General features: G+C 46.2%; 30 protein-coding genes (1 of these 30 only partly in view). All 30 read right to left on the bottom strand.

Going from position 1 to position 23,179, the window contains the following annotated elements; all coding sequences use genetic code 11:
* Positions 1-10 precede the first annotated feature (10 nt).
* Positions 11-928, bottom strand: coding sequence for a C40 family peptidase (locus EL268_RS01200; RefSeq protein WP_106656099.1), 918 nt, complete (start codon positions 926-928; stop codon positions 11-13).
* 1 nt (position 929) lies between these two features.
* Positions 930-2,024: a dipeptide epimerase gene (locus EL268_RS01195; protein ID WP_106656100.1), complete on the bottom strand. Its 1,095-nt coding sequence runs from the start codon at positions 2,022-2,024 to the stop codon at positions 930-932.
* A gap of 151 nt (positions 2,025-2,175) precedes the next feature.
* Entirely contained in the window at positions 2,176-3,834 is a 1,659-nt protein-coding gene (locus EL268_RS01190) for a peptide ABC transporter substrate-binding protein (RefSeq protein ID WP_106656101.1), read from the bottom strand.
* Positions 3,835-3,951: 117 nt separating this feature from the next.
* Positions 3,952-4,977 (bottom strand): ABC transporter ATP-binding protein, encoded by a 1,026-nt coding sequence (locus EL268_RS01185; protein WP_106656102.1) that lies wholly within the window; start codon positions 4,975-4,977, stop codon positions 3,952-3,954.
* 5 nt (positions 4,978-4,982) lie between these two features.
* Positions 4,983-5,870 (bottom strand): ABC transporter permease, encoded by an 888-nt coding sequence (locus tag EL268_RS01180; RefSeq protein WP_373863432.1) that lies wholly within the window; start codon positions 5,868-5,870, stop codon positions 4,983-4,985.
* Between the two features lie 26 nt (positions 5,871-5,896).
* Positions 5,897-6,835, bottom strand: a complete 939-nt coding sequence (locus tag EL268_RS01175; protein ID WP_106656104.1) for an ABC transporter permease — start codon at positions 6,833-6,835, stop codon at positions 5,897-5,899.
* A gap of 136 nt (positions 6,836-6,971) precedes the next feature.
* Positions 6,972-7,313, bottom strand: coding sequence for a DUF3870 domain-containing protein (locus tag EL268_RS01170; protein ID WP_012683929.1), 342 nt, complete (start codon positions 7,311-7,313; stop codon positions 6,972-6,974).
* A 137-nt stretch (positions 7,314-7,450) separates the two neighbouring features.
* Positions 7,451-8,014, bottom strand: coding sequence for a hypothetical protein (locus tag EL268_RS01165; RefSeq protein ID WP_106656105.1), 564 nt, complete (start codon positions 8,012-8,014; stop codon positions 7,451-7,453).
* Between the two features lie 55 nt (positions 8,015-8,069).
* The gene (locus EL268_RS01160; RefSeq protein ID WP_106656106.1) at positions 8,070-8,486 is read right to left on the bottom strand and encodes a hypothetical protein; all 417 of its coding nucleotides are present in this window, start codon (positions 8,484-8,486) and stop codon (positions 8,070-8,072) included.
* Entirely contained in the window at positions 8,486-8,638 is a 153-nt protein-coding gene (locus EL268_RS32600; protein ID WP_007725191.1) for a hypothetical protein, read from the bottom strand. Before EL268_RS32600 ends, EL268_RS01160 begins: the two co-directional genes overlap by 1 nt.
* Before the next feature lie 3 nt (positions 8,639-8,641).
* The gene (locus tag EL268_RS01155) at positions 8,642-8,965 is read right to left on the bottom strand and encodes a hypothetical protein (protein ID WP_232030497.1); all 324 of its coding nucleotides are present in this window, start codon (positions 8,963-8,965) and stop codon (positions 8,642-8,644) included.
* A 251-nt stretch (positions 8,966-9,216) separates the two neighbouring features.
* On the bottom strand, positions 9,217-9,420 hold the full coding sequence (locus EL268_RS01150; protein WP_007725184.1) for a hypothetical protein: 204 nt from the start codon (positions 9,418-9,420) through the stop codon (positions 9,217-9,219).
* Between the two features lie 29 nt (positions 9,421-9,449).
* Positions 9,450-9,596, bottom strand: a complete 147-nt coding sequence (locus EL268_RS32595; RefSeq protein ID WP_007725181.1) for a hypothetical protein — start codon at positions 9,594-9,596, stop codon at positions 9,450-9,452.
* Between the two features lie 13 nt (positions 9,597-9,609).
* On the bottom strand, positions 9,610-10,449 hold the full coding sequence (locus EL268_RS01145) for a hypothetical protein (protein ID WP_106656107.1): 840 nt from the start codon (positions 10,447-10,449) through the stop codon (positions 9,610-9,612).
* On the bottom strand, positions 10,449-11,153 hold the full coding sequence (locus tag EL268_RS01140) for a hypothetical protein (RefSeq protein WP_232030207.1): 705 nt from the start codon (positions 11,151-11,153) through the stop codon (positions 10,449-10,451). Before EL268_RS01140 ends, EL268_RS01145 begins: the two co-directional genes overlap by 1 nt.
* A gap of 191 nt (positions 11,154-11,344) precedes the next feature.
* The gene (locus EL268_RS01135; protein ID WP_106656109.1) at positions 11,345-12,697 is read right to left on the bottom strand and encodes an ATPase, T2SS/T4P/T4SS family; all 1,353 of its coding nucleotides are present in this window, start codon (positions 12,695-12,697) and stop codon (positions 11,345-11,347) included.
* Positions 12,697-13,815 carry a hypothetical protein gene (locus EL268_RS01130; protein WP_106656110.1) on the bottom strand — a complete coding sequence of 373 codons (1,119 nt, stop codon included), beginning with the start codon at positions 13,813-13,815 and terminating at the stop codon, positions 12,697-12,699. The genes EL268_RS01135 and EL268_RS01130 overlap by 1 nt, the downstream gene beginning before the upstream one ends.
* Positions 13,812-14,600, bottom strand: coding sequence for an SAF domain-containing protein (locus tag EL268_RS01125; RefSeq protein ID WP_106656111.1), 789 nt, complete (start codon positions 14,598-14,600; stop codon positions 13,812-13,814). Before EL268_RS01125 ends, EL268_RS01130 begins: the two co-directional genes overlap by 4 nt.
* Positions 14,597-15,475, bottom strand: a complete 879-nt coding sequence (locus tag EL268_RS01120; protein ID WP_106656112.1) for a CpaE/TadZ family protein — start codon at positions 15,473-15,475, stop codon at positions 14,597-14,599. The genes EL268_RS01125 and EL268_RS01120 overlap by 4 nt, the downstream gene beginning before the upstream one ends.
* 2 nt (positions 15,476-15,477) lie before the next feature.
* Complete coding sequence (locus EL268_RS01115) at positions 15,478-16,242, bottom strand: hypothetical protein (RefSeq protein WP_047074825.1); 765 nt, start codon at positions 16,240-16,242, stop codon at positions 15,478-15,480.
* Between the two features lie 148 nt (positions 16,243-16,390).
* Positions 16,391-16,669 carry a hypothetical protein gene (locus EL268_RS01110; RefSeq protein ID WP_106656113.1) on the bottom strand — a complete coding sequence of 93 codons (279 nt, stop codon included), beginning with the start codon at positions 16,667-16,669 and terminating at the stop codon, positions 16,391-16,393.
* A gap of 108 nt (positions 16,670-16,777) precedes the next feature.
* A complete protein-coding gene (locus tag EL268_RS01105) occupies positions 16,778-17,395 on the bottom strand; it encodes a DUF4046 domain-containing protein (protein ID WP_106656114.1) in 618 nt (205 codons plus the stop codon).
* 97 nt (positions 17,396-17,492) lie between these two features.
* Positions 17,493-18,002 (bottom strand): hypothetical protein, encoded by a 510-nt coding sequence (locus EL268_RS01100; protein ID WP_106656115.1) that lies wholly within the window; start codon positions 18,000-18,002, stop codon positions 17,493-17,495.
* Positions 17,999-18,430 carry a TadE/TadG family type IV pilus assembly protein gene (locus tag EL268_RS01095; RefSeq protein WP_106656116.1) on the bottom strand — a complete coding sequence of 144 codons (432 nt, stop codon included), beginning with the start codon at positions 18,428-18,430 and terminating at the stop codon, positions 17,999-18,001. The genes EL268_RS01100 and EL268_RS01095 overlap by 4 nt, the downstream gene beginning before the upstream one ends.
* The gene (locus EL268_RS01090) at positions 18,427-18,924 is read right to left on the bottom strand and encodes an A24 family peptidase (protein WP_106656117.1); all 498 of its coding nucleotides are present in this window, start codon (positions 18,922-18,924) and stop codon (positions 18,427-18,429) included. Before EL268_RS01090 ends, EL268_RS01095 begins: the two co-directional genes overlap by 4 nt.
* On the bottom strand, positions 18,921-19,097 hold the full coding sequence (locus EL268_RS01085) for a pilus assembly protein (RefSeq protein ID WP_106656118.1): 177 nt from the start codon (positions 19,095-19,097) through the stop codon (positions 18,921-18,923). Before EL268_RS01085 ends, EL268_RS01090 begins: the two co-directional genes overlap by 4 nt.
* 84 nt (positions 19,098-19,181) lie before the next feature.
* Entirely contained in the window at positions 19,182-20,096 is a 915-nt protein-coding gene (locus tag EL268_RS01080) for a type II secretion system F family protein (protein ID WP_106656119.1), read from the bottom strand.
* An 11-nt stretch (positions 20,097-20,107) separates the two neighbouring features.
* On the bottom strand, positions 20,108-21,004 hold the full coding sequence (locus tag EL268_RS01075; protein WP_106656120.1) for a type II secretion system F family protein: 897 nt from the start codon (positions 21,002-21,004) through the stop codon (positions 20,108-20,110).
* Positions 21,005-21,015: 11 nt separating this feature from the next.
* Positions 21,016-22,503: a TadA family conjugal transfer-associated ATPase gene (locus tag EL268_RS01070; protein ID WP_106656121.1), complete on the bottom strand. Its 1,488-nt coding sequence runs from the start codon at positions 22,501-22,503 to the stop codon at positions 21,016-21,018.
* A gap of 11 nt (positions 22,504-22,514) precedes the next feature.
* Positions 22,515-23,179 carry the end of an AAA family ATPase gene (locus tag EL268_RS01065; RefSeq protein WP_106656122.1) on the bottom strand. It continues 739 nt past the right edge of the window, so only the last 665 of its 1,404 coding nucleotides appear in the window; its start codon lies off the right edge, out of view; the stop codon is at positions 22,515-22,517.

Below are 23,179 nucleotides of genomic sequence, written 5' to 3'. Positions count from 1 at the left end.
CGTTATCCGTTTACCAATATCGTCTGGAGACGCAATGTTCCTTTTCGAGCTTGTAGCCATCCAGCTTGACGATCTCGATGGCACTTCGCGAATCCGGAGAATGAATCATTTCACCATTCCCCATGTAAATACCCACATGATGAACTCTGCCTTTCCCCTCTTCATGGGCAAAAAACAGCAGATCGCCCGGAAGCAAAGCTTCTTTTTCCACGAGCTGCCCGGCTTTTGCCTGATCAGATGCATCACGCGGAATCTGGAGACCGACAGAACGGTGCATGTTGTACGCAAATCCTGAGCAGTCATACCCGTAAGAGGACATGCCGCCCCATAAATAATGCAGGTTGAGAAATCGCTTGCCCGCTTCTACGATTGCCTCTCCACGATTGCCGGACAGCTCAATGGGCTCGTTTGCTTTCACGATTTGTACATCTGCTTTTGGCAAAAGTCCTGTGCCGTTCGGTGTCGCTACCGTTACCCAGTCAGCGGTTTCCTCAATCAGCGGCAGTTTGGTCAAAAACGCAAGCTCGATGTCTGGCTTTTTGTCGGCTGTATGTAGACGGGTAAACGCCGCCGTGACCATCGCCAGCTTTTGGCCCTGCTGTACCTGAAAAGCATCTGACCACGGTGCTAGCTGGCGAGAAGGAACCCAGCCCGGATAGCCTGTTGTGTTTTTGTTCGTCGTCTGATCAGGAATCAGAATTTGTGACCATTCCCCTTGCTCCTCCACTACCTCTACGCGCGTACCGTACAGCGCTTGGGTTTGAATCGCGTTATTGTCGTAAAAACCAAGCTTCTCGTCAACAGTAAGGGAAGCGAGCCAGCTTCGTGCATCAACCGGGGAGTGGAGTGCCACTTGGTCAATATCACGCGGCGACTCCGGCTTGGTCCACACAGTGGCGACAGAGACAGAAACAATGGCAGATTTCATCTTAGTTCTCCCCCTCCCACAGGCTGACGGAACGAATACCGAGCCCAGACTCTTCTGGCATGCGCATCAAGCGACCTTCGTATGTTACGCCACCTTCTATGCCATCGTACAAAAGCATCAACGGAGCATCGAAATCAAAGCGGGTGATGTTTTTCTTGCTGGCTGCAAAATGAGCTGCTGCTGATACAGCCAGACGCGATTCGATCATGCTGCCAACCATGCATGGAATACCGTGCTCTTCAGCCAATTGGTTGATCAATTGTGCTTTGTAAATGCCGCCAGCTTTCATCAGCTTGATGTTAATCATGTCGGCCGCACGGTTTTGCAATACCTGCAGGGCCTGCGCTGGTGAAAACACACTCTCGTCAGCCATGATTGGCGTATCGACCGAATCTGTTACCCGCTTCAAGCCTTCCAGATCATGCGCTTTTACAGGCTGCTCAATGAGTTCGATACCAAGACCCATGTCTTCCATTTTGCGAATGGATTGCACCGCTTCTTTTACATTCCATCCCTGGTTGGCATCAAGACGAATCTTCACCTGATTGCCCACGGATTTGCGAATTTCCTGAATGCGCAAAATGTCATCCTCGATATTGTCCTTGCCGACCTTGATTTTCAATACGTGAAAGCCTTGCTTGAGATAGGCAGCCGCATCCTCGCCCATTTCTTTCGGGGAGTTCACGCTGACGGTATAGTCAGTCTCCAATTGGTCACGGTAGCCACCCAGGAATTGATACAACGGCATTCCTGCGCGCTGAGAAATGAGGTCGTACAATGCAATGTCTACCGCTGCCTTCGCACTCGTATTTCCTACCATGGATTGATGCAGGGTTTGGAAAACTCGTTCATAGGCAAGCAAATTCAAGCCGATGAGCTGAGGTCTCATTGTATTCATAATCGCCGACTCGATACTCTCGATGCTGTCTCCGGTAATGACGACAGTAGCTGAAGCTTCGCCCCACCCGACCATACCGTTGTCGCAGGTGATTTTCACCAGAATCGATTCCAGACTATGCACCGTACGCAAAGCCGTTTTAAAAGGCTTTTTCAATGGAACAGATATTCGTTTTACTTCGATGGCTTGAATAATCATGTTTTCCTCCATCTTCTCCAGCACTCGTGCTTTCTTTAGCTGTGTTTTTTCTAATAGACATACTAAATTATAGCACTATTAAAAATTCTAGCAAAAAAGGGGGGAGAGTCATTCCATCCGCCTGAAATGACTTCTCCCAACTCACTCTTTCTTACTTCACGACAGCTTTTCTCAGGTCTGTGTAGCTAAGTGAAGAGCTTTGTACACCACTTACTTTTTCGCTTGAGAGCAAGGAAGTGTTGTAGAAATAAAGCGGTGCGATTGGTGCTTCATCCAACAAGATTTTTTCTGCATCATGCAGCAGCTTCAGACGTTTTGCATCGTTTGGCTCCTTGTATGCGTCTTGGATCAGCTTGTCGAATTGCGCATTGCTCCAGCCCGTACGATTGCTTGCTGCCTTCGATTGGAAAATATCGAGGAAGTTGATCGCATCACCGAAGTCAGGCAACCAAGAAGAACGAGCAATTTGATACTGCAATTGCTTTTGCATGTCCGTCAAAACTTTGCCTTCTACTTTTTGCAGCTTCACATCAACGCCCAGTGTCTGCTTCCACATTTCTTGCGCGGCTTGTGCCGTTTTTTCGTTAGCCGTTCCGCTGCGGTATGTGAGTGTAACCTCCGGCAGCTTTGTGTAGCCTTTTTCTTTCATTCCTTGTTCCAGGAGCTTCTTCGCTTCATCTGGGTTGAAGTTCACCAATTCTCCGCCTACTTCACGGAATTGTCCTTCACCGTTGGCATCAGGCAAACCATACGATACGAAGCCTGTTCCCGGTTTTTGCTGACGCATCAGCACCAGGTCAACCAGCGTTTGACGGTCAATCGCCAAGCTAAAGGCTTTACGAATATTGGCGTTATCAAATGGCTCCTTCGCTACGTTGAAACGATAGAACTCTGTACCTGCTCCGTCACGCACGAATACTTTGCCTTCTTTAAACAATTGGTCTGCCATGTCTGCAGGAACGGTTGTCGTTCTGTGCAGCTCTTCGTTCGTAAACATTTGATACTCGGTATTCTCGTCATCGATCATTTTCCAAACGGCACCAGGCAGAGTTACGTTTGCGGCATCCCAGTACGTATCGCTCTTCATCATTTTCAGTTCACTGTCATGTGCCCACTCTGTCAGCTTGAATGGTCCATTTCCAACAAAGCTTGCGGCTTCTGCTGCCCATTTCGGATCTTTTTCAACGGTTGCTTTGTGCACAGGGAAGAAAGCTGGGTTGGATGCCAACAGGAGCGTCCATGAAGCTGGTTGAGCGAGAACGACCTCTAATGTTTTGTCGTCCACGGCTTTTACTTTTACGCCATCCGCCGGACCTTTACCGCTGTTATATGCCTCCGCTCCCTCAATAATGTACGCGAGGGATGCTGCCGGAGATGCCAGTGCAGGATCAAGCATGCGTTTCCACGCGAATTCGAAGTCCTGAGCCTTTACCGGTTCACCATTGGACCATTTGTTGTCACGGAGGGTAAAGGTGTAGGTTTTGCCATCCTCGGAGATTGTCCACTCGGAAGCGGCCGCTGGTTGAGGCTTTTGATTTTCGTCCAAGCGAGTCAAGCCTTCCATCAAGTTGTTCAAAATGTTATAGGACGGCTCATCGAAGCCAATCGGCGGGTCCAATGACGTCGGTTCCTTGATATTGTTCAGCAACAGGAGCTTTGCCGCTTGATCGCCCGGCGTCGGAGCGTTTGGCTGAGCCGTGTTACCTGGTGCAGGCTCACTCGGTGCAGCTGGTTGACCCGATGTACATCCAGCCATGAGCATGGACACACCCAGCGTAGCCGTCAGCAACAATGTTGATAGTTTTTTCACTGTTTCTTCCCCCTTATTTTTTTGTTTTTGTATGACGTAAAAGGATAGCGCCGTCAGACGACACCCTCTTTTACACGAATGAAGCCGGGCTTGACCACTGCCCTCGACAGCCATGAATCAGGTCCCCGTTGGCGGTTGCATCGACGCCAGCAATTTCTTCGCCCGTGGGTCCTGCAACCAACAGGAAACCGCGTGTTTGCTATGGACATGGGTCTCCGCAGGCTGGTAATTCCGACATACTTCCAACGCGTAGTCGCAGCGCGCAGCGAATGCACAGCCAATTGGCGGACTGAACAAATCCGGGGGTGTTCCAGGTATGGGACTCAACGGAATTGAGCGATCTGCATCCAAACGAGGCATCGACGCCAGCAAGCCTTTGGTGTACGGATGCTGTGGATTGTAAAAAATGTCGCGAACAGGTCCGGACTCTACCACTTTTCCGGCATACATCACGTTGACCCGATCCGCAATTTTGGCGACGACTCCCAAATCATGCGTGATAATAATGATCGAGACCCCCGTCTTTAGCTGAATGCTTTTGAACAGCTCGATGATTTGCGCCTGAATCGTTACATCCAACGCTGTCGTAGGTTCATCCGCAATCAGAATGGACGGCTTACATACGAGCGCAATCGCAATCATGATCCGTTGGCGCATCCCGCCACTGAACTGATGGAGGTACTGCTTGAGACGACTTTCCGGATTGGCGATCCCGACCAAGGTGAGAATTTCAATCGCTTGCCGCTTGGCTTCGCTTCTTGCAACCTTTTGATGGCGAATGATTCCTTCCATGATCTGCTCACCAATGGTAATGGTAGGGTTGAGTGACGTCATCGCATCTTGAAAGATCATGGAGATTTCTTTCCCGCGCAGCTCACGCATTTGCTTTTCCGGCAGCTTTGCCAGGTCCTGCCCTTTAAAATGAATGCTTCCACCCGCGATTTTTCCGATATGCTCCGGGATCAGACGCATGATGCTCCTTGCAGTCACGCTCTTCCCACATCCGGATTCACCAACAATCGCCAATGTCTCCCCTTTGTTCAAAGTAAAGTTCACGTCCCGAACGGCGTTCACTTCACCGCCATGCGTCTTAAATGTGACCCGAAGCCCACTGACTTCCAGCAGCTTTTCCATTTTATCCATGTTGCCTACCTCCTTGACTTCGGATCGAACGCATCGCGCAAGCCGTCACCGAGCACGTTGAACGCAAGCATCGTCAGCGAGATTAAGAAAGCAGGGAAAAAGAGTCGCCACCAATGACCGGACAAAATTGTAGAGAGCCCATCGTTAGCCATCACACCCCAGCTAGCCTTTGGCGCCTGAATGCCGAGACCGAGGAAGCTCAAAAACGCTTCTGCAAAAATCGCAGATGGAACAGATAACGTGACATAGACAATGATGATGCCAATTGTGTTGGGCAGCAGATGTTTGCGAATGATGTAGAAAGGCTTTGCCCCCATTGTTTTTGCTGCCAGTACGTACTCCGAGTTTTTCATTTGCAGGACCTGACCACGCACAGTCCGTGCCATCCCGATCCAGCCTGTCGCACTTAACGCGATAATAATGGTTAATAGTCCTGGCCCCATGACGACCATCAGCAAAATCACAACCAACAAATAAGGAAGTCCGTACAAAATGTCGACGAAGCGCATCATGATATTATCGATTCGCCCGCCCAAATATCCGGCAATTCCTCCATACAAGACACCAATGAAAAAATCGATAAGTGCTGCTGTCAAACCGACAAACAGGGAAATGCGCGCACCATACCAAACACGAGTGAACACATCACGGCCAAAATCATCGGTACCAAACCAGTTCGCTTCAGATGGCGGCTTGTTTTTCATAATAATCGACTGTTTGGCGTATTCATGACCAGAGATCATCGGTCCAATCGTAGCCATAACCCCAAGCAAGATAATCACCACCACCCCCATCAGAGCCAGCTTGTTTCCTCTCAGACGAAGCCAAGCTTCTTGCCAAAACGTCAGTTGAGGTCGCACAATCGCTTCCGCATTGAGGTTGTCTTTGCGCATGGGGATAAATAAATCGTCAGAAACGATCATCCTTCGCTCTCCTTTCGATGCAGCTTAATTCGTGGATCAATGATGCCGTACAGTACATCGACGACAAACATCAGGAATATCAAAAGTGTGCTATAGAAGACAGTCGTTCCCATAATGACGGAATAGTCACGGTTATTAATGCCAGCGACGAAGTATTTCCCCATCCCAGGGATCGCAAATATTTTTTCGATCACAAAGCTTCCCGTTAAAACGTTGGCAATTAGTGCGCCTAAAAGCGTGACCACAGGCAAAATCGCATTACGCAGTGCGTGCTTCAACACGATCGTCGCCGGAGACAGCCCTTTTGCTCGAGCGGTTTCAATGTATTCCTGGGTCAACACTTCCAGCATGTTGGTACGAGTCAAACGAGCGATAATCGCAATTGGACCAAACGCCAATGCAAGCGCCGGCATAATCACATGCTGCCAGGTACCCCACGTTGCGGTCGGCAACAGCTTCCATTCGACCGCCAAATATTTGATTAATAAGGAAGCGACAACAAAGCTGGGAACAGATATCCCGATAACAGCAATAATCATGGCAAGGTAATCAATGAGACGGTTATGCCGTAGTGCGGCGATCACACCAAGCGCGATACCGGTGACAATCGCAAAGACGACAGAAATCAGACCGAGTTGAAAAGAGACGGGGAATCCACGGGCGATCATTTTGTTGACAGTATCTGAACTGTTGGCAAGAGATGGCCCGAGGTCAAATTGCACCAGCTTTTGTAAGTACAGCCCGTATTGGACCAGTAGCGGCTTATCCAGGTTGTAGTAGGCATTGAGGTTAGCTTCCACTGCTGGGTCTAATGCCTTTCCTTCTCTTTCAAAAGGAGATCCTGGAACGGCATGCATCAGGAAAAAGGTGAGGGTAATGATGAGCCATAACGTCACGATCATGGAGATAAATCTGCGGAAGACAAAAGATAGCAAGGACTCTCCTCCTTTTCATCAAAAACTGACCTCTCGTAATAAGCAAAAAACCCAGCAAATGCGCGTGATCATGGCATTTGCTGGGTTTTACTTACGTGTATGCCGTGCATACGAATAAATAAAGCAGCGGGTGTATTCATTTGGTGACTGTGGCTTTATTTCTCGTGGAAACTGCTTGTTTGTACTTCTTTTGCGCGTCCTTAAACGCTGCAATCAATGTTTTTTGGGAAGATCCAAAATACCGAAAGCGAATCTCTTCGCCAATTTCCTCCGACGCCATAATTGAATGACCGATAAAGATCGACCGAGCAAAGTCAGACGTCAGTTGGACCGTGGAGGAGCAGGCCGCATCTACGATCTTGTCGTTGGAAGTATCGACAACCAATCCGATAAAAAAAGCACTGAATTGCTGTGTAATCGGATTGTTCGAAGAGGACTGTGCATCGCCTACGATATAAATGGTATCTTTATCAAACAAATCAATAACCCCACTTTTACTATGCTTAACGGACCGGCAAACGGGATGTTCGGAGAGCGACTTCCTCACAATCGCAAGCTGGGTAAGCACTTTCCTACATAGTACCAGAAGAATTTGCAATTTGTAAATAAGTCTGACTAATCTTTCAGTTCTTCTACAGATACGACTGGAAACGAATGCGACGGCAGCATTGGCAGAAACGGTCGCTCGTCGATGTAGGCAACTACGACATGGGATGGACCGACCATTGTCTTCGGTGCGAGCTGCAGTTCCTCCCCACGCTCAGTGACGACAGTAATTTGCAGCATTCCGCCTCCCGGACGCACTGGTCCTTTCGTTGCTCGCTCTGTCACGAGGGTTGTCCCATTGTACTGTAGGCGTAATTGGAGGTCATGGCGCCACGATCGGAAATCCACATAATAGCGTGAGAAAGGAATGGGATCAGTGGTCACACTGTCTGCTTGAGGGACATACATGGCTTGCTCACGACGGTAGCCACCGTTCTCGTACATTCTGTCATCAAAACGTTTGAGAGCCTCGTCTTCGAGCAGGTCAATTACACCCTCTGTTTTCAATATTGGATCGACAGCAAATGTGGCGTGATGATTAGACAACTCCAGGAGTATCTTCATTTCTGTTTTTTTCTGCATGGTGATGTCTGCATCTACAATAAACATACCTACCAGCAAAAAGAACAGCATCGTAGAAATGGATAAGATATTTATACCCGTAACGATAGCCTCCTAATGGGAGCTTTTACAGATCGTAGTCCATGATGTTAACCGTACCTATTCTTTGGACTTGCAAGGAATCAGCCGGCATTGGAATCCAGGAGGTAAAGCGGGGGTATGGAATTGCCAGCTCCACGACAAACTCATCTTCGTGGCTCCACAGGACGGGATCAAAAGAACGAGTGCGAATGACACTGACAGACAGATCCTGATCTGGAATGGAGAACTTTTTCTCCCTCAGCTCCCGAGCGATTAGTGCCCGAACCTCTTGTTGCAAGTTGCCTTCACTCGTCCCCCCGTGGTTGCTGACGTATTTCGTAGCGGCCGCGCTCACTTCCAATAATTCGTTTCTGGCCTGAACGACCGTATGTACCTGTAAAAGTCCTAATGGAACGAGTAGCATAACCATAATGTTCAGAATCACAGCGATTAATTGACCCATTAGCCTGTACCAAAACGCGTTACTTCAGCGAGCAAATCACCGAAAAACTGCGTGCATGCCGAAAGGAGATTTTGCGGACCGGTGAGAAGCAGACCTACCGTCAAAGGCAATACAATAGCCATTACTGCCAAAATGCTAATCATTTTATTCATGCACTACCACCCTGGATCAAAGTATTCGGACGGACGGCTTCCCGTAAAGGAAAAGGATGTATCCCCCTCCACAAATTTGTGCAGCCATTGGGTCACTTTTGAAGGCTGGATAGTAACTGACAAGGTAATCGCCTCCTGTCTCTCTTTGCGAGCTCGCTCGCTCTCGGTTCGAGGCCAGCTCCCGGCAAACGCATCCTCTGTCACTTCCCAACCCAGTTCTTTCATTTTCAGAAGATAGTAATCTGCTAACGTCGGCTCCAAATACCCGATGTCCTGCATATCATCCAGTAAGTCAGCATAGATTCCACGGGCAATCGCCCTTTCCATTGCGTACAAGTGGTAAGCTCCCAGTGCAGAAGTAACCAATAAAAGGACCAGTAGACAAATAAGAAAGACTTTTGCTTTCACCATCGTTTTAGAAACGCCAGCTCTTCTTTAATGGAAGATAACCGTCGCTGCTCGATACACCCTTTCTTGTTGTGTCTGTTTAAGCTGCTCCTCTGGCTGGAGATTCCAAAGCATCGCGCACAAGCTCCCTACCATAATCGAAATGATGAGAAGAACGTGAATGTGCAGCATCAGTTTGACGACGTATAGGAAGTGCCGTTTTGCATCCTGAAGTTGATGTTTTCATTGCGGGTATCGTAGTTCAGCGATGTGATGGATTGATTAATGCTCTCGGCAGAATCGTTTGCCGCAGGGCTTAATTCATTACCATAACTGCTGACACCGATCCCTAACACCATAACGCATGCTAAAAATATAAAGAACATTTTCGACATCTCGAATTTCCCCTTTTCTCATACGTGATTTAAGGTATGGCTTTGTCGATCCATCCAACTGCTCGATCTCTCAGCCCGTCCTCTCTCACTACCGATGTGTTTATTTCGGACAAGCTAGAAACGATTATTCCTAAAGAGAAAACGATGCACATGATGATAGATAAAAGCTTGGTCATGAGTTGCTCCTCCTCAGGTCAAATATTTATCCAGAATTTCTGTAAGCAGCTTATACCAAGGGAACATCGCTACCAATAAACCCATGTAAAATGCCGGGTAGACAATGACCGTGTAGCCGATCCCCAAAGATTTTATCTTTTTCCGATGACGAAACATTCTTCGATGATCGACAGCCCACTCCATTCGTTGCATAGTTGCACTTACTTGTCCTTCGCTCAGCGTTTCAATTGTACGCATACTTGATACGAGAATGATTCCGTCATCGACACCGATTTTGCGTTTAAAGCTCTCCAGTGCCTCATTAGAGTCTCTGTTCCACTCAGATAAAGTAGGGATATACTCCTTTAGCTTTCTAGTCGGTCTAGCTGCCTTGACCATGGCATTGTAAATGGGCACCTGATTTTCCAGAAGGGTTACATAGCGATTGATAAATCTGGCGATATCTGTACTCAGCATATCCTCTCTGTGATTTGCCCACATCTTTAAGCCCATGTACGGCAGCATATAACTCCCTGCAGATGCCAGACACATCGACAGAAGTGGAAATGATTCCATTCGACTTACGACGACCCACATAAGAATCAGAATGCAAACGGTACTTCCAGACAACAATTGCAGAAACACCCACTCCGGTTTTCCCCATCCAAAAGGCCTTCCTGCTCGTGATAGTAACTGCTCCCATTTGTCGTCTTCGTCAGGCTTTAGTGCCTGCTCCCACTTTCCCCACCACACTCCGGAAACAAACAGCTTTGGCTTTTGCTTGTGAAACAAATACTTCCCGATCATAAACGTTGCACTGAAAACAAATAGAGCGCCTAATCCAAGGTAGGTATACATGATGAGCATTGGCATTAGCGATATCTCCTTCCCCAAATAAATGCCAACAGGATCGAAAAAGTCCACACAGTCGCCGCAATCGCTAATATGGCTTGTCCATCTGGCGTGTAGAAATAGAGACGGTAAGAATCTTGAAGCAACCCTTGATTGTAGGGGATCAGGCAAACGCAAATCGCTATAACAATAAGCAAGCTGATCCAAATGGAGTATATTTCACTATCACGCTCATGCTTTTCGTCTTGTTGTACAAACATCTCATTCGTTAACCGATTTAGAGGTGATTGAATATCTTCTGTTTCCCCTTCCAAACCGCTAGAAATATAGGTTGCAAAATCAAAAGCCCACGGGTGGTCTAGTCTCTGCGCAAATTGTTCCACTGCTGCAACCGAGTTTCCCCCATCCGAAAGGCTATTGTTAAGCAGAAGGAGGTCAGGCAATAACTCTTTAGGGCATTCTTCTATCATTTCGCGAAAGGTAAGGACAATGTTTTTGCGACTGTTATAATAACGGGCAAACAACTCTACGAAACGACAGAATGAGCTGATTTTTTTATTCATTTGTACGGTATAGCGTGCGTATAGAATCAGTGTTGGCAGCAAGAGGAATAAGAGAAAAAGCGACAAGGATACAATCATATTTCCTAGCAAAATACCCGAGATGAACCCCGCTATTCCGCCAATCATGGATAGTAATAAGTACCCTTCTGGTGTACCTCCCACGGTTTGACACCAACGATCAAAGTGTTCATACATCATGCGCCGGGTAGAATGCCTTAAAAATTTCTCTCGCCATGCCTCAACTGTACGTGGGAACAATACGCGTGGACTTCTCCATCCCTTGTACAGGTGTAAGCCGAGAAACAGAAAGCCAGAGAAGAGACATAGAAACACCGGAAAAAGAAATGTGTAAATCATAGCTGCCTGCCTATATCGGTAAGACGTAGCTCTTTCAGCACTTCAATGTCGGCTTTGCCGACGTAACACATGTATTCAACTAAATGTGGGCTCAATTGATTCCCTGTCCATTCATAAGCTCCCGTCTGCATGTTGCGACCTACGAGGGGAATAGATTCGACTCGGTTAAAAGATGAATTCCACTCCGTCGTATGAATGGCATCAATAAAACGGTGACCGCTGTTACGGTATGTAAGCGAATTGACAAAATTGACTGCCCTGCTAATTCGCTCCTGGGTCAGCTCGATACTCCTCCCTCCATATTGATAAACAAGATCCGTCAAATCATGTAAAGCTCTATGAGCAAATCGTTCGTGCATCGCTCCGATTGTAGCGTCCGTCCCTCTGATTCCGGCATTTATAAAATGGTACGCTTCTATAGGCTCACGAATTTCTCCAATCAAAATCGTATTTGCGGTTGATCGGTACATGTCTTTGAAGCAATGCTCCAATTCAATGCCGATTTCCTCCACGTTTTGGAGTTCAATCACTTCCCCTGGCCAAATATCACCAAATCGCATCTCGTGTTCACTTTCAAAGATCGTGATATATTCTGTCCGAGGGTCCTTTAGTTTCAGCATACACATCATCAATGTTGTTTTACCGGCAGCCATCGGTCCAATAACCAGCACATTGCTACGCCCATACACTTGCTGTTCCATTAGCCATTGAATTCTTTCGTCGAAAGCTGGCTGTTGCTGTGTACGGAGTTGGTCGAGAGAAAAAGCAGGCGTTGTAAATCTTCTAACCAGAATGGTCGGTACTCTGGAATAAGGGAAAGTGAACATGGTCAGTCTGGCTTTTAGTGAATGTAAGTATCCGCTCAATCTAGGTTTTTTCTCGTTAAAAGATAGACCCGCTGTATTGGTCAGCTTTTGTTGAAGAGTTTCAACCTCTTTCCAGCTTGGTGTGTAAGAGAGAAATTTTTTGACCCCTTGCTCCAAGTAGGCAATGTTGCGGTTTGCAGAAATTCGCACTTCCTCTACCCACGGAGACAAATGGAGGACGGCATCGAGTATGCCCCACCCGTATGTAGAAAAGGTGAGACCTTCGTAACCGTTAACATGCGGCAAAATTTGTTCGGTTACTGGTCGTTGGAGGACTTCCTCAAAATAATGCTGCAAGCGAAGAATAATATGATTGTGACTATCACGGTCTCCCTGTTCTGCCAAAGCGAGAATTCGTTGCATCTCTAGCTTCTCTTCTCGAGTTTTGCCAAAATGATTTAAATAATCTCTCGCTGCTTGTTTAATGTCCTCAATGGTTTGGATGTCCAATCCAACCGGGTGTTCTCGCTCTATCCCTCTCATCAGCAAAACACCGCACTTTTATCCAAGTATTGTGCCTTAGCAATTTCCTTCAAACTGCTGATGTACGATTTGGGAGGAAAAAACTCTTCGATTAATACACTGCAGCTCTGATGAGATTGCATGAGCCTGCTCTCAGAAATACGTGGTACTACGCCGTAGACCGAAACATCCTCCCCGATTCGAAAGGGTTGCCCAGGGTCTAAATGACTGAGCAGAACCTCGCATTTCACTCCTCTTTCTCTCCATTTATGCAGCCACTCTCTGGCACTATCGATACTAAAGGGATCAGCTCTCACGAATAAAAGATTGCGGTCAACAGTATGAAGCAATCGCTGTAGAGTCTCAGACTCAGGGAAGCAGTAACCCCAGTCGACGTATACATAGTCAAATTGCATGCGAAACACATTAATTAGATTGCTTAATTCTGGGCTTTTCCATTTGCTGGCAGCATGTGCGTAATACAGATTAGGCAAGTGCGCGCTCTGTTTGCAGACATTGCTCCAGTTACGCTTGGCAGTTGTTTGTAAATCGATAAAGTCGGGACGAAATAAAGATAATTGATGTTGTTGAAGTTTGAAGAAACGTGTTAGATCCGGCTTAGCGTCATTCATATCAAGTACGACAATTCGCTTTTCAGGATGCTGCCTCGCTAATATGACGGGATAATTAATACAAAAGGTAGTAATGCCAGAAGCTCCGTAGCTCAATAAAGCGTAAACGAGCCCCTTTTCTTTTGACGGTCCGATATCTGTACACTCTTGCACGAAGCCTAGAATCAGACCGATTTGATGGCGTATTTCTTCTTGTGATAAATGGGCCGATAACAGGTATACATGCTCTAACCCGGACTCCTCCGCTACCTTCTCAATCATCTTCTCATCCCGATAGAGAGGAACAATTATTAACGGTGAGTTTGGCGGGAGTTGTGCTTTCAGAGCCGGAAGCCATTCCCAAACGGGAGAGTTGAACATTTCGGAAAAGATTATGGCAGCTTCTGGAATATAAAGCTGCACAAGCCGCGAAAACTCCTCCGTCGACTCTGCTACTAGCACATCACTGTACACAGGCATATACGTCTTGGCCAGTGACTTCATCGGATAACAAACTAAAATTTTCATGACGCTTGCTCCTTTGAACCCATGATATGACCTACCTGAAGCATCCCATATGACATTGCCTCGCTTACTATCACATACTCCTCATCTGTCAAATTAAAGCCGATAAAAGCAGGTAGTGCTGTTGGCTGAACCCGGTAGTCACGATATCTTTTTTCGCCATTCTGCAACGGCTTTTCTCGTGCTCCATGAAAGATGGAATCCATCTGATCAGGCGATGGCAACAAGCTCGGCTTTAATGTATAGATCTCGATACCATTACTGTCCCTCACGCTTGCAAGCTGACTTTCAAATAACAAATCTGCCGTATCATTGGTTTTTCGGAAATGGAGTGGTGCAGGATAGTCTTGCAGCTCCGAGAGACTCTTGTATTTGACCCAGATTTTCACATGATCGCCTTTGCGTAATTCCGTTAAAGGATGAATCGATAGTAGGGGGAACTCGTAGCGTGCCTCCCCTTTTTCCGGTAAAAGCTGCGAATCTGTCAGCTTTTCCACTAATAATTGCTCGCCTTCGTATATAGTCTGCGTGCTCCTTTTCCCCAGAACGGCATCCAAATCGCGCGCTGAACCTGGAAGAATTTCATCCACCTCTTCCTGTACAAGTATCACGTCATCTTGTGTGATCGGCTCGAAGGCTGATATTTCTTTCCCTGCAGCTACCTTTACAACTGGAGCAAACAGTTTTTCTGCAGCCATCGCATCAATATATTGAGTTGCTGCATAAAAGGACGAACCTGCTAACAGAAACGATATTAAGCAAATGACAAGCAATGTTTGCTTTTTCATAACATCCTTCCTTTATAAGCATGAATCAATGACTGAAACTCAATCTCTTCCTCCGGGAAAAGCTCTAATAGTAGATTGGCTTTGGCGCTTGCCATTGCTGCTTTCTCTCCATCTATCAACGGAATCATGTCAGTTACCTGTGTAGCTCCAGGCTGATGATCCCATAGGGAGAGCGTTCCTTCTACTTTTTTCATGATGCTTGCCCGAGACAATTGGCTATTCCACTTGTTTGCTATCATTTTTATTTTTCTTCTTTCTGTCTTCCACCAAGCAGGGGCTGGATCCACCAGGAACAAACGTGTAAGTCTAGCCAGATCTGCATCAAATACTACCCATATTTCGTCGGCATGCTCAAAAATTTGTTTGGAGTGGATATCATTCCAGTAGGAAGAAACATCAATGACAACAATGGGACTATCCTTACAAATCCGTAGTAACCAGTTGGCTGTATCTGTTTGAGAAGATTCGTGCTGAAGTTGTGCTGGGGATTCTATCTGGATGCGAAGATGGTTATTTTGCATAAGGAGCGATGGTGTAGAAGAATCTCTTACTTGTTGTCGAGCTCTACGTTCAAAATCAAGTGCAAAATAATAATAGGAAGTCACTCTTGGTAACTCGCAAAGGGTGACAGGAATGCCTTTTCCTGACCATGCATACGCTAGGTTACTTGCAAGAAAACTAGCTCCAGCCTGTGCGTACAAACTCAAAACGGCAATACATTTGTGTTGATACGACTGCTGTTGCTCAACTATTTGTGGCGAAGCAAGCTTTTCTTTCAGTGCTCTCCATTGCCGCTCTTCCTCAATAGACTGTGAAAACTCCTGCTGCTCCAAATCACGGAACCTGGAGACAAAGCGGCTCATTTGGTGAAACATGATTATCCCACCTGGGAATCATTTGATTTATTTTTACTGGCAATGTATTTCTCAAATTTCTCAACCATCTCTCGAACTGTGAGGGACTTGCGATGATAATAGTATATTTTGCGTAGCCGCTCCCGTTCCTGAGCTGTCATTTCTGGTCTCACTTTCATGGCTAGCTCGATTAACAGCGCGAGCTCGACGTTGTTAGGTCTTCCTCTTCTCGGTGGATTGGCAAATAACTCCTGCTGCTTTTTATTAAATGCGTTTGGGTACTCTACCAGCCACATGTCTACCAACGTTTCAATATCTTCATGTGTACGTACCCCGAGCTTCATCAAGTATTTAAAATATGTGGGGATGGGACGTTCACGTATCTGCCCATTTTGCCATCGGGCGAGGAATCCATTTGGCATAGTCAGAAGCTTGGTTACGTCTCGGATGAGTGCTATCCGATTTGGCGATTGGTATTGAACGACTGCTTCCTTTACTAGCGTAAACAAAATGTCATGATAATTGACGCCTTTATACCCGCTTCCATACTCTGTGATGTACCATTCCTCAACTGCTCGATCAAAATCTCTCCGGCAATTCGATAACTGAAGCTGATTCAGATGCTCATAAAACTCTTCCAGATCATACTGAACCATAAACTCTTCCTGGTAATCTCCAAAAACAAAAGCAATAAAGGATTCCTTAAACTCTTCCAATGACAACAATGTCAGCTTGTTTGTCTCCTCATAGCAGCGGTTGACTAATTCGATTGCACTCTTTGCCAACACGTCAAAATACCCCCATTTTCCTTTTTATAGAGCGATAGATATTCTCCAACAGCATTCTCGACTCGTCGAATCGTATTTAGCCTGATAAACCAGGCATTTCGCTTTATGGGTCGCCTCACACGCACCCGTGCAAGGCGATTAAGAGAACCTACTCAGTTACAAAGTAAAGTTCTTCTCCGGTCGCGAAAAGAAGAGCGATCCTTCCCCCGCGCTCCATGACGGTTGGAGCATTCTCCATTACAATTAGCCCGTCATTGAGTACTACTCTTTCTCCAAATCGATGTACGGATTCGATCTGGAACGTTCCCTGCGGAACTCTTTCCACTGAAAGATACCTGCCAGGTTTGTGCTTCTGGTAGCGTACTTTTCGCCCTAGAAGCTGCTCCACGGATGCAGAGCATTTCTGGTGAGCCTCTACTGTTGCCATACGCAACGCCTCCTTCTCTCACCTGTAGAGTACGGCCGTTTCATCTGCTTATAAGCCTATGAAACTATCTCTACCGTAAAAAAAGACAGCAGGGTAGTGCAAATATTTTTATAACTCTTCCCAATAAGCGGGATCACTAAGTTCGGGATACATTTCGGTGACCATATCAAATGGTGAAAAGTAGAGTGTATCGACGAGAATCTTGAGTTTATATGTTTTCAGGAGCGTATACGCCCTCTCTGTTTTGCTGAAGATACTCGGCAATTGACGCAAATCTGCCAGCTTTAGTAGATGCTTGCACATATAATCGACGCATATTTTTGCCCGTTCCTCACCCTTTATGCTCTGAAAATAACCTGGGGGAAAATGGCGTCTTATGCCCGAAAGCACTTCTTGGTAAACCCATAGCACTCGTTGTTCTTCTGAAAGCCTTGGTAAATACGGATAAGCAAATTCGACGAAATAGTACACATCCTCAGCTTTTGCCTCGATAGGCGGCTCAATAAATTCTCTCACCAAATGCAGCTTCAGTTCTTTGACATCTTGCAAGCTCAATTCACGTCGCGCCTGCTCTGGTGTCCATCTTTTTACATTTTCAATCGCATATCTAACAACTAATTGGACTTTTTGCTTTCGGTACTGCACATCTTCGAACTCATACGGGGAAAAACGCTTTTGCTCTCCGTTAAGAATTCGTTTGTACCGATCGACTATTTTTGAGGGCACTGTCATCTCACTCCTATCCCCATTTCTGGAATATACTACTAAATTACCACGCGGGATTAGGACAAAAATAACAGTGCCTTTGTTTAAAATTGTGACTTTATTCATAGACACCAGACTGGGAGACTCTGTTCATTTTTACGAAAAGCTCATCCCAAAATACAGGTATATTCTTTTCAACCTTTACTTCTAAATGATAGATTCCTTGCAAGTACAAATAGGGCCGTTCACCTTTTTGGTGAATAACAGAGACCTCATCACTTGTCCCCTCCAGATTCGGCCTGTTTAATCTCCATAGAATTCCCGCTTCTTCTCGTGCCCCGCGAATGATATCCGCATCACGCTGTTCAGCTTCTTCTGTTGTCGCAAACAACCTGATTTGCTTATCACCGTTTGAATCCTCGTACTCCCATTTTCCAGCCGCACGCGCTCCTTTAGTAATCAGATCTGCTGTATGTTGCATCTTCATTTTTAGATAATCTGTCTGCTCCAAAAATAACAGGATAGAGAGCAGACTGCCCAAGCAGAAGAGAAAGAAGAGCACAGTAATCATGGTTGCCCCGCGCTCTTCTTTCACTCGAAACAAAAAATGGTGCAACAGATCATTCATTGCTTCTCCTCCGCATTTTCAACCATCATGTGATAGCTTTCGGTTATCTCGTATAATTCCCCAGTAGCGAGAAGCCGAAATGAAACTGTTGCTTCAGCTCTTACATGATTGCCTTTTCTCCAGCCGTTCCCATCTAGCTCCAGCTGCACATCTTTGTGAAGGACTCCGATACCTTGTGCTAATTCCGAAGTGCCTCGCTGTTTCGCATGGAATTTGGCCAAACCGAAATTGGGCTGTACTGCAGCAATTCTCCCTGCCTCATATGCAGCCGCCAATGCCTTTTGCTTGTTGTACATCATGCTGAATTGGTCAAAGGAGAATAAGATCAAGATCCAAACTAAAGGAAACACCAAAATAAACTCAATTATTTGGCTGCCTCGCTCATCTTTCGCCCTCGCACGTATCACTCGTCCCATGCGTGTGATCATCCGCTTGCTCCGATGACATCTCGTAAAGATTGGAACACAAAAGCACCCAGCAAATATACCGCGTAGGGGAATGAAAAGGCTGATCTTTCCCTTTGTGGAAGCCATACTTGTCGATGAGCCGACCATCCGGCTGCTATAATTTGAAGATTGTTGCGTAGGCGAGCCCAATTTTGCGGATAGAACACCATGACAATCAGGCACAAAACGATGGAATGCAAAAACAAAGAATACACCACACTCCAACTCGTCCAAGCACCAACAGCCATCAGCAACTTTTGATCCCCCATCCCCATCCCTTTTAAGAATACGGGACCAACTGTCAACAAAAAGGCTCCTGCCACTCCTAACAATGCTCCAGCTAATACTTCACCTTCCCACTGATACCATAGGCCGACAGCAATCGCTGGAAAAACAAGAGTATTCGGTATTTTCCTTCGTCTCCAATCCATCCATGCTGCCATTCCTAAGAAGCCCAGTAAGACTAGGTTTGTCATTTGCTTATTTTTTCTTGCAGTTCCTTCAGCTTCTCGTCTTCAGCAGTGCCTAGTTGTGTCAGTGTCGGAATAAGCACAATCAAGATGACGGCAATGATAATGACCATTTCCACGATCGTGACACCGTCCTCCTCATACCAAAAACGCTTGAAGTAATCTGCGATGGTTCCCATTCCATTCACTCCTCATTGAGATTTTGGTTCTATTTTCACTCTGCCAAAAGACAGTGCCTCTCGCAAAAATATTTGCTTATTTTTCTACAAGCTTTCTCCGATGCCAATGAATGCAGGACCCATCACCAAGAACAACAACGGCAGACCCATTAACAAAATGACAAAAGGCAATAACCTGATATTTAACCGATTCATATGGGTAGCAGCTTCGTCTTCTTGTTGTCTCACTTGCTCCTCTACTTGGACAGACAACATTTGTGATATGCTAACCCCTTTTTTCATCGCCTCGTTCATCTCCAGCGCGATGGTAGTCAACGAATCTACCTCCCACCGAAAGGCCAGCTCTTCAAGCGCCTTTCTCCAGTTCCCATGCTTTTTTTCTCCCATTTCTAGGCTCCCGAGCTCTCTGCCAAGTCTGGCATCAAAACGTCTCGCAGTCTGCTTAACAGCCTGCTGCAACGGCATGCCTGCTTCCACCAATGACTGCACAATACTAAAAAAGATAGGGACCTGCTCTCGAATTTCAGCTTTTGCTCGCTTGTCCGCCCAATCTAGCAGCATGTTCGGCAACAAGTACAAAAATAAGCTAAACGTTAACGGGAGACCATTTACCATACCGATTTTTTCACCGTTAACCATGCTCATTGCCAATGAAGCTAGAGATGAAGCAATGAAACACATACTGATGAGCCGGAACAAGACAATCTCTGTCAGACTTATATCGATCCCCAGACGCGCCAATGTTTCCTCTATTTTTTTCTTATCGACACCCGTCCATTTGTAGAAATGCTGTAGCAGTACCTGGTTATTCTCCAAGCTTCGAACCAGTGTCCACCTTTTTCGTCCTTGTTGAAACGATTGCTCAAGCTTGGCTTGTTTCTCGGAATCAATCCTGCCCAAAAGTGTGGCGGAGATCGGTTCTCCCTTACTCACACAAGACGGCAAGCCGTACAAAAATATAGCAACACTCACCAATATGCTCATAACGAGAACGAACATTGCATCCTCTCCTATGCTCCTCTGCTTATGCTTTTATGTGCAACATAACGAATTGCTTCTCCCCCAATCAAAATAGAAGCCAAGCTTCCCAAAATAAGCAACCGTCCCCCCATTGTGGCCGTTAGTGGATCGAAATGATTCGGATTGTTCACGTACAACGCAATGACAAAAACAAACGGCATGACACTTAACAGATTCACTTGTGCAATGATCTGGGCCATAGCTGCTTTTTGTCTACGGAGTGACTGTCTGCGCCGCAATATCGAGGAGGCAGCCAAATCGAGCGTTTTGGCCATATCTCCCCCCATATCACGTTGAATGTGAACAATTGTCGCTAAATATTTGACATCTGCTGATCCAGTACGTTCAAAGAAACGATTCATTACGTGTTCTAACGGGACCTGAGCCCGCAATAGCTCTACAATACGCCTGTATTCCTCTAATACGATTTCTGATAAAAATGGACTAGCTGCTACCTGTTCAAACGCATGCAAATACGATGGAGAAGTACGTAAAGAACTGGCCATGAGACGAATCGCTTTTACATTGCCTGCTTCGAAATCGTCCTTTCGACGAGCTCCCCATACACTCACCAACCGTTCGGTAAACATAATCCCTGCCAGCAACGCAGGCAATGCCATCCACCAAGACTGCAAAATCTGACTACTCACGCCAAACGACACGATACCCAATAAAAAAGAGAGGGTCACATACTGGTTTACCCCCCACCCTGAACGTGATTTCGCCAACCTCTCCTCAAACTGCTTCCAAATGGTTTTTCTGTCCTGTTGCAGCACTTCTACGATTTCGTGCTTCCCCGTCGGTTCTCGCATATACAATTTGTTGGGCAAGATCAATAACAGGATGGCCATCCCCATCCCTATTGCAACAGGTAAGCTAATGTCCATGCTTTCCCCTCCTATAGCGGAATTGGTGTGGTGAAAAAGACTTGCTCAATCTCCTCACGCGACAGCCCTTTCTCCAGCCATCGCTTGATAAGTCGCTCTGGGCGATAGCCTGTCCATTTGAAGTGACCCTTTACTCTCCCATTCTCCACCCCTGTTGCTTCGTACACGTAAATATCCTGCAAATACACCCGATCAGGTAGAACCTGTTTAATGTTGCAAGCTCGCTTTATCCATTCTTCATGCGATTGACCCGTCCCCACTACCTCCGTTATCGCTACCACCTTGCGACTGCCATCCTCTTCAAAACGTTTTACTTGAACAATCAGATCCAGTGCTGAACCGATCATTAAATTGCGCTCTTCAGCACTATACCCTTCATCTGCTTTTCCAAATAAAATGGGCAATGTTGAATCAACCAAAGCACGCGGTGAGTTTGCATGCGCTGTGCTCCAGCTACCAGGGTGGTCCGTATTCATCGCCCAAAGCATATCTACGATTTCGCCACCTCGTGTCTCACCGACCATAATGACATCCGGCCTTTTTCTTAAGGACAAACGAACACAATCCTTGATCGAAAACCCACCCTTCCCCTCATAATTTGCAGGTTTCGCTAAAAATCTGCGCACAAAAGGATGCTGAAGCTTCATCTCCAAAACATCCTCGATCGTAATAATGCTTAAATGATCAGGGACATACTGGGAGATGAGATTGAGCATGTGTGTTTTGCCTGACCCTGTTCCTCCACTGACAATGCCAGATGCACGAGATAAACGGACGGCTCTGTTTAAAAAAAGAAGCATCGGCTCACAAATGGAACCATACCGCAAGTAGTCGGACTCGCTGAGTAGCTCTCGGTGTTTTCTGATCGTGAGCATATGACCATCTGGAGAAATAGAGCGATGCGTAGCAGCAATCCTGGAACCATCTGGAAGCTGTGTATGCAATTCTGCTTTTGTTTCATTAAACTCACGCCCCATTGTCGCTGCAATCTGTTCCAATAGGCGCAGCAGCTCTTCCTCATCGCGAAAAACAGCAATGTCCGGCGATTCAAGACGACCAGTACTTTTCCTTTCAATGACGAGATAGTTAAAGCGATGAAAAAGAATCTCGGTGATGTCGTTATCCTCTAATAAAGCGTCTAATGGACCCCAACCCGTCAAAGAATGCAACAGTCGTTTTACTTCTGCTTCCATTTGTATCGATGTCAGGGTGGTTTGCGACTCCAACAGCATCCGAATATCTGTCGTCAGCTCATCTAAAAAGAGTGAGGAATGCTTTTCCTCCCATAATCGCTTTCCGTATTTCTCAACAATCTGGGTACGAATTGATGTTTCTCGATCTGCCCCAATCCATTTTTCATTCGTCCGCTCGTGGTCGGGGGCTTGCATTTTTTCGTGAAGCGTCGAAGGAACTCCCGCCATTCCCCTCCCCGCTGATCGTAATTCTTGCGTACTGCGGACTTGATTAGAAATGCCTAGTAACTGTTTTTTATCGAACATGATACCCTCCCTTATCCCCATAACCACTTGAAGAGAGATGTTTTCTCTTTTTGTTTCTCTTTTCCAACAGCCTTCATTTGCTCTCCATCTACGGGAACCAGTGCTTTTCCTAATGTCTCAATGGCTTCCTTGGCCAGAATTCTCCCTGACTGGAGCATGACTGGCGTTCCTGTATTAATCGATTTTTTTACTTCCACATCGTCAGGTATGGAGAAGATTTTTTTGCTAGGGTGAAGCTGGAAATAGGCACGAATTTCATCTAAGGTAAACATTTCTTTCCGCTGCAAACGATTCATGCAAATTTGAATGCGTTCTTCAGGGTACTCTGCTTCTCTCAACAGTTTCAGCAATCGTTGAATATTTTCAATGGAGTCTACCACCGGATTTCCCACCATCACGACATGTTCTGCAAAAAACAGAGCTTGAATCGTTGCATCTGTTGTATCAGGAGCCGTATCGATAAGAATGACGTCGTAGTTGCTTTGTTTTAACGTTTCGAGAATCAGATATAAATGGTAGTCACGGATTTCAAAGCTTTGCCGAATATCACGGGGGGAGGTAAGTACATGCAATCCCGTATCAGGATGAGAAACCACATATTTCTCGATTTGCTGCGGAGATAACGGCAAGGCTTGTGCGCATTCCTGCCATTCCTCACTGCTAATGGAATACGGAT

Origin of the sequence: Brevibacillus brevis, from assembly GCF_900637055.1 — a bacterium.
GTDB classification, from domain to species: Bacteria; Bacillota; Bacilli; order Brevibacillales; family Brevibacillaceae; genus Brevibacillus; species Brevibacillus brevis.
This window is presented reverse-complemented; position numbering and strand designations above follow the sequence as displayed.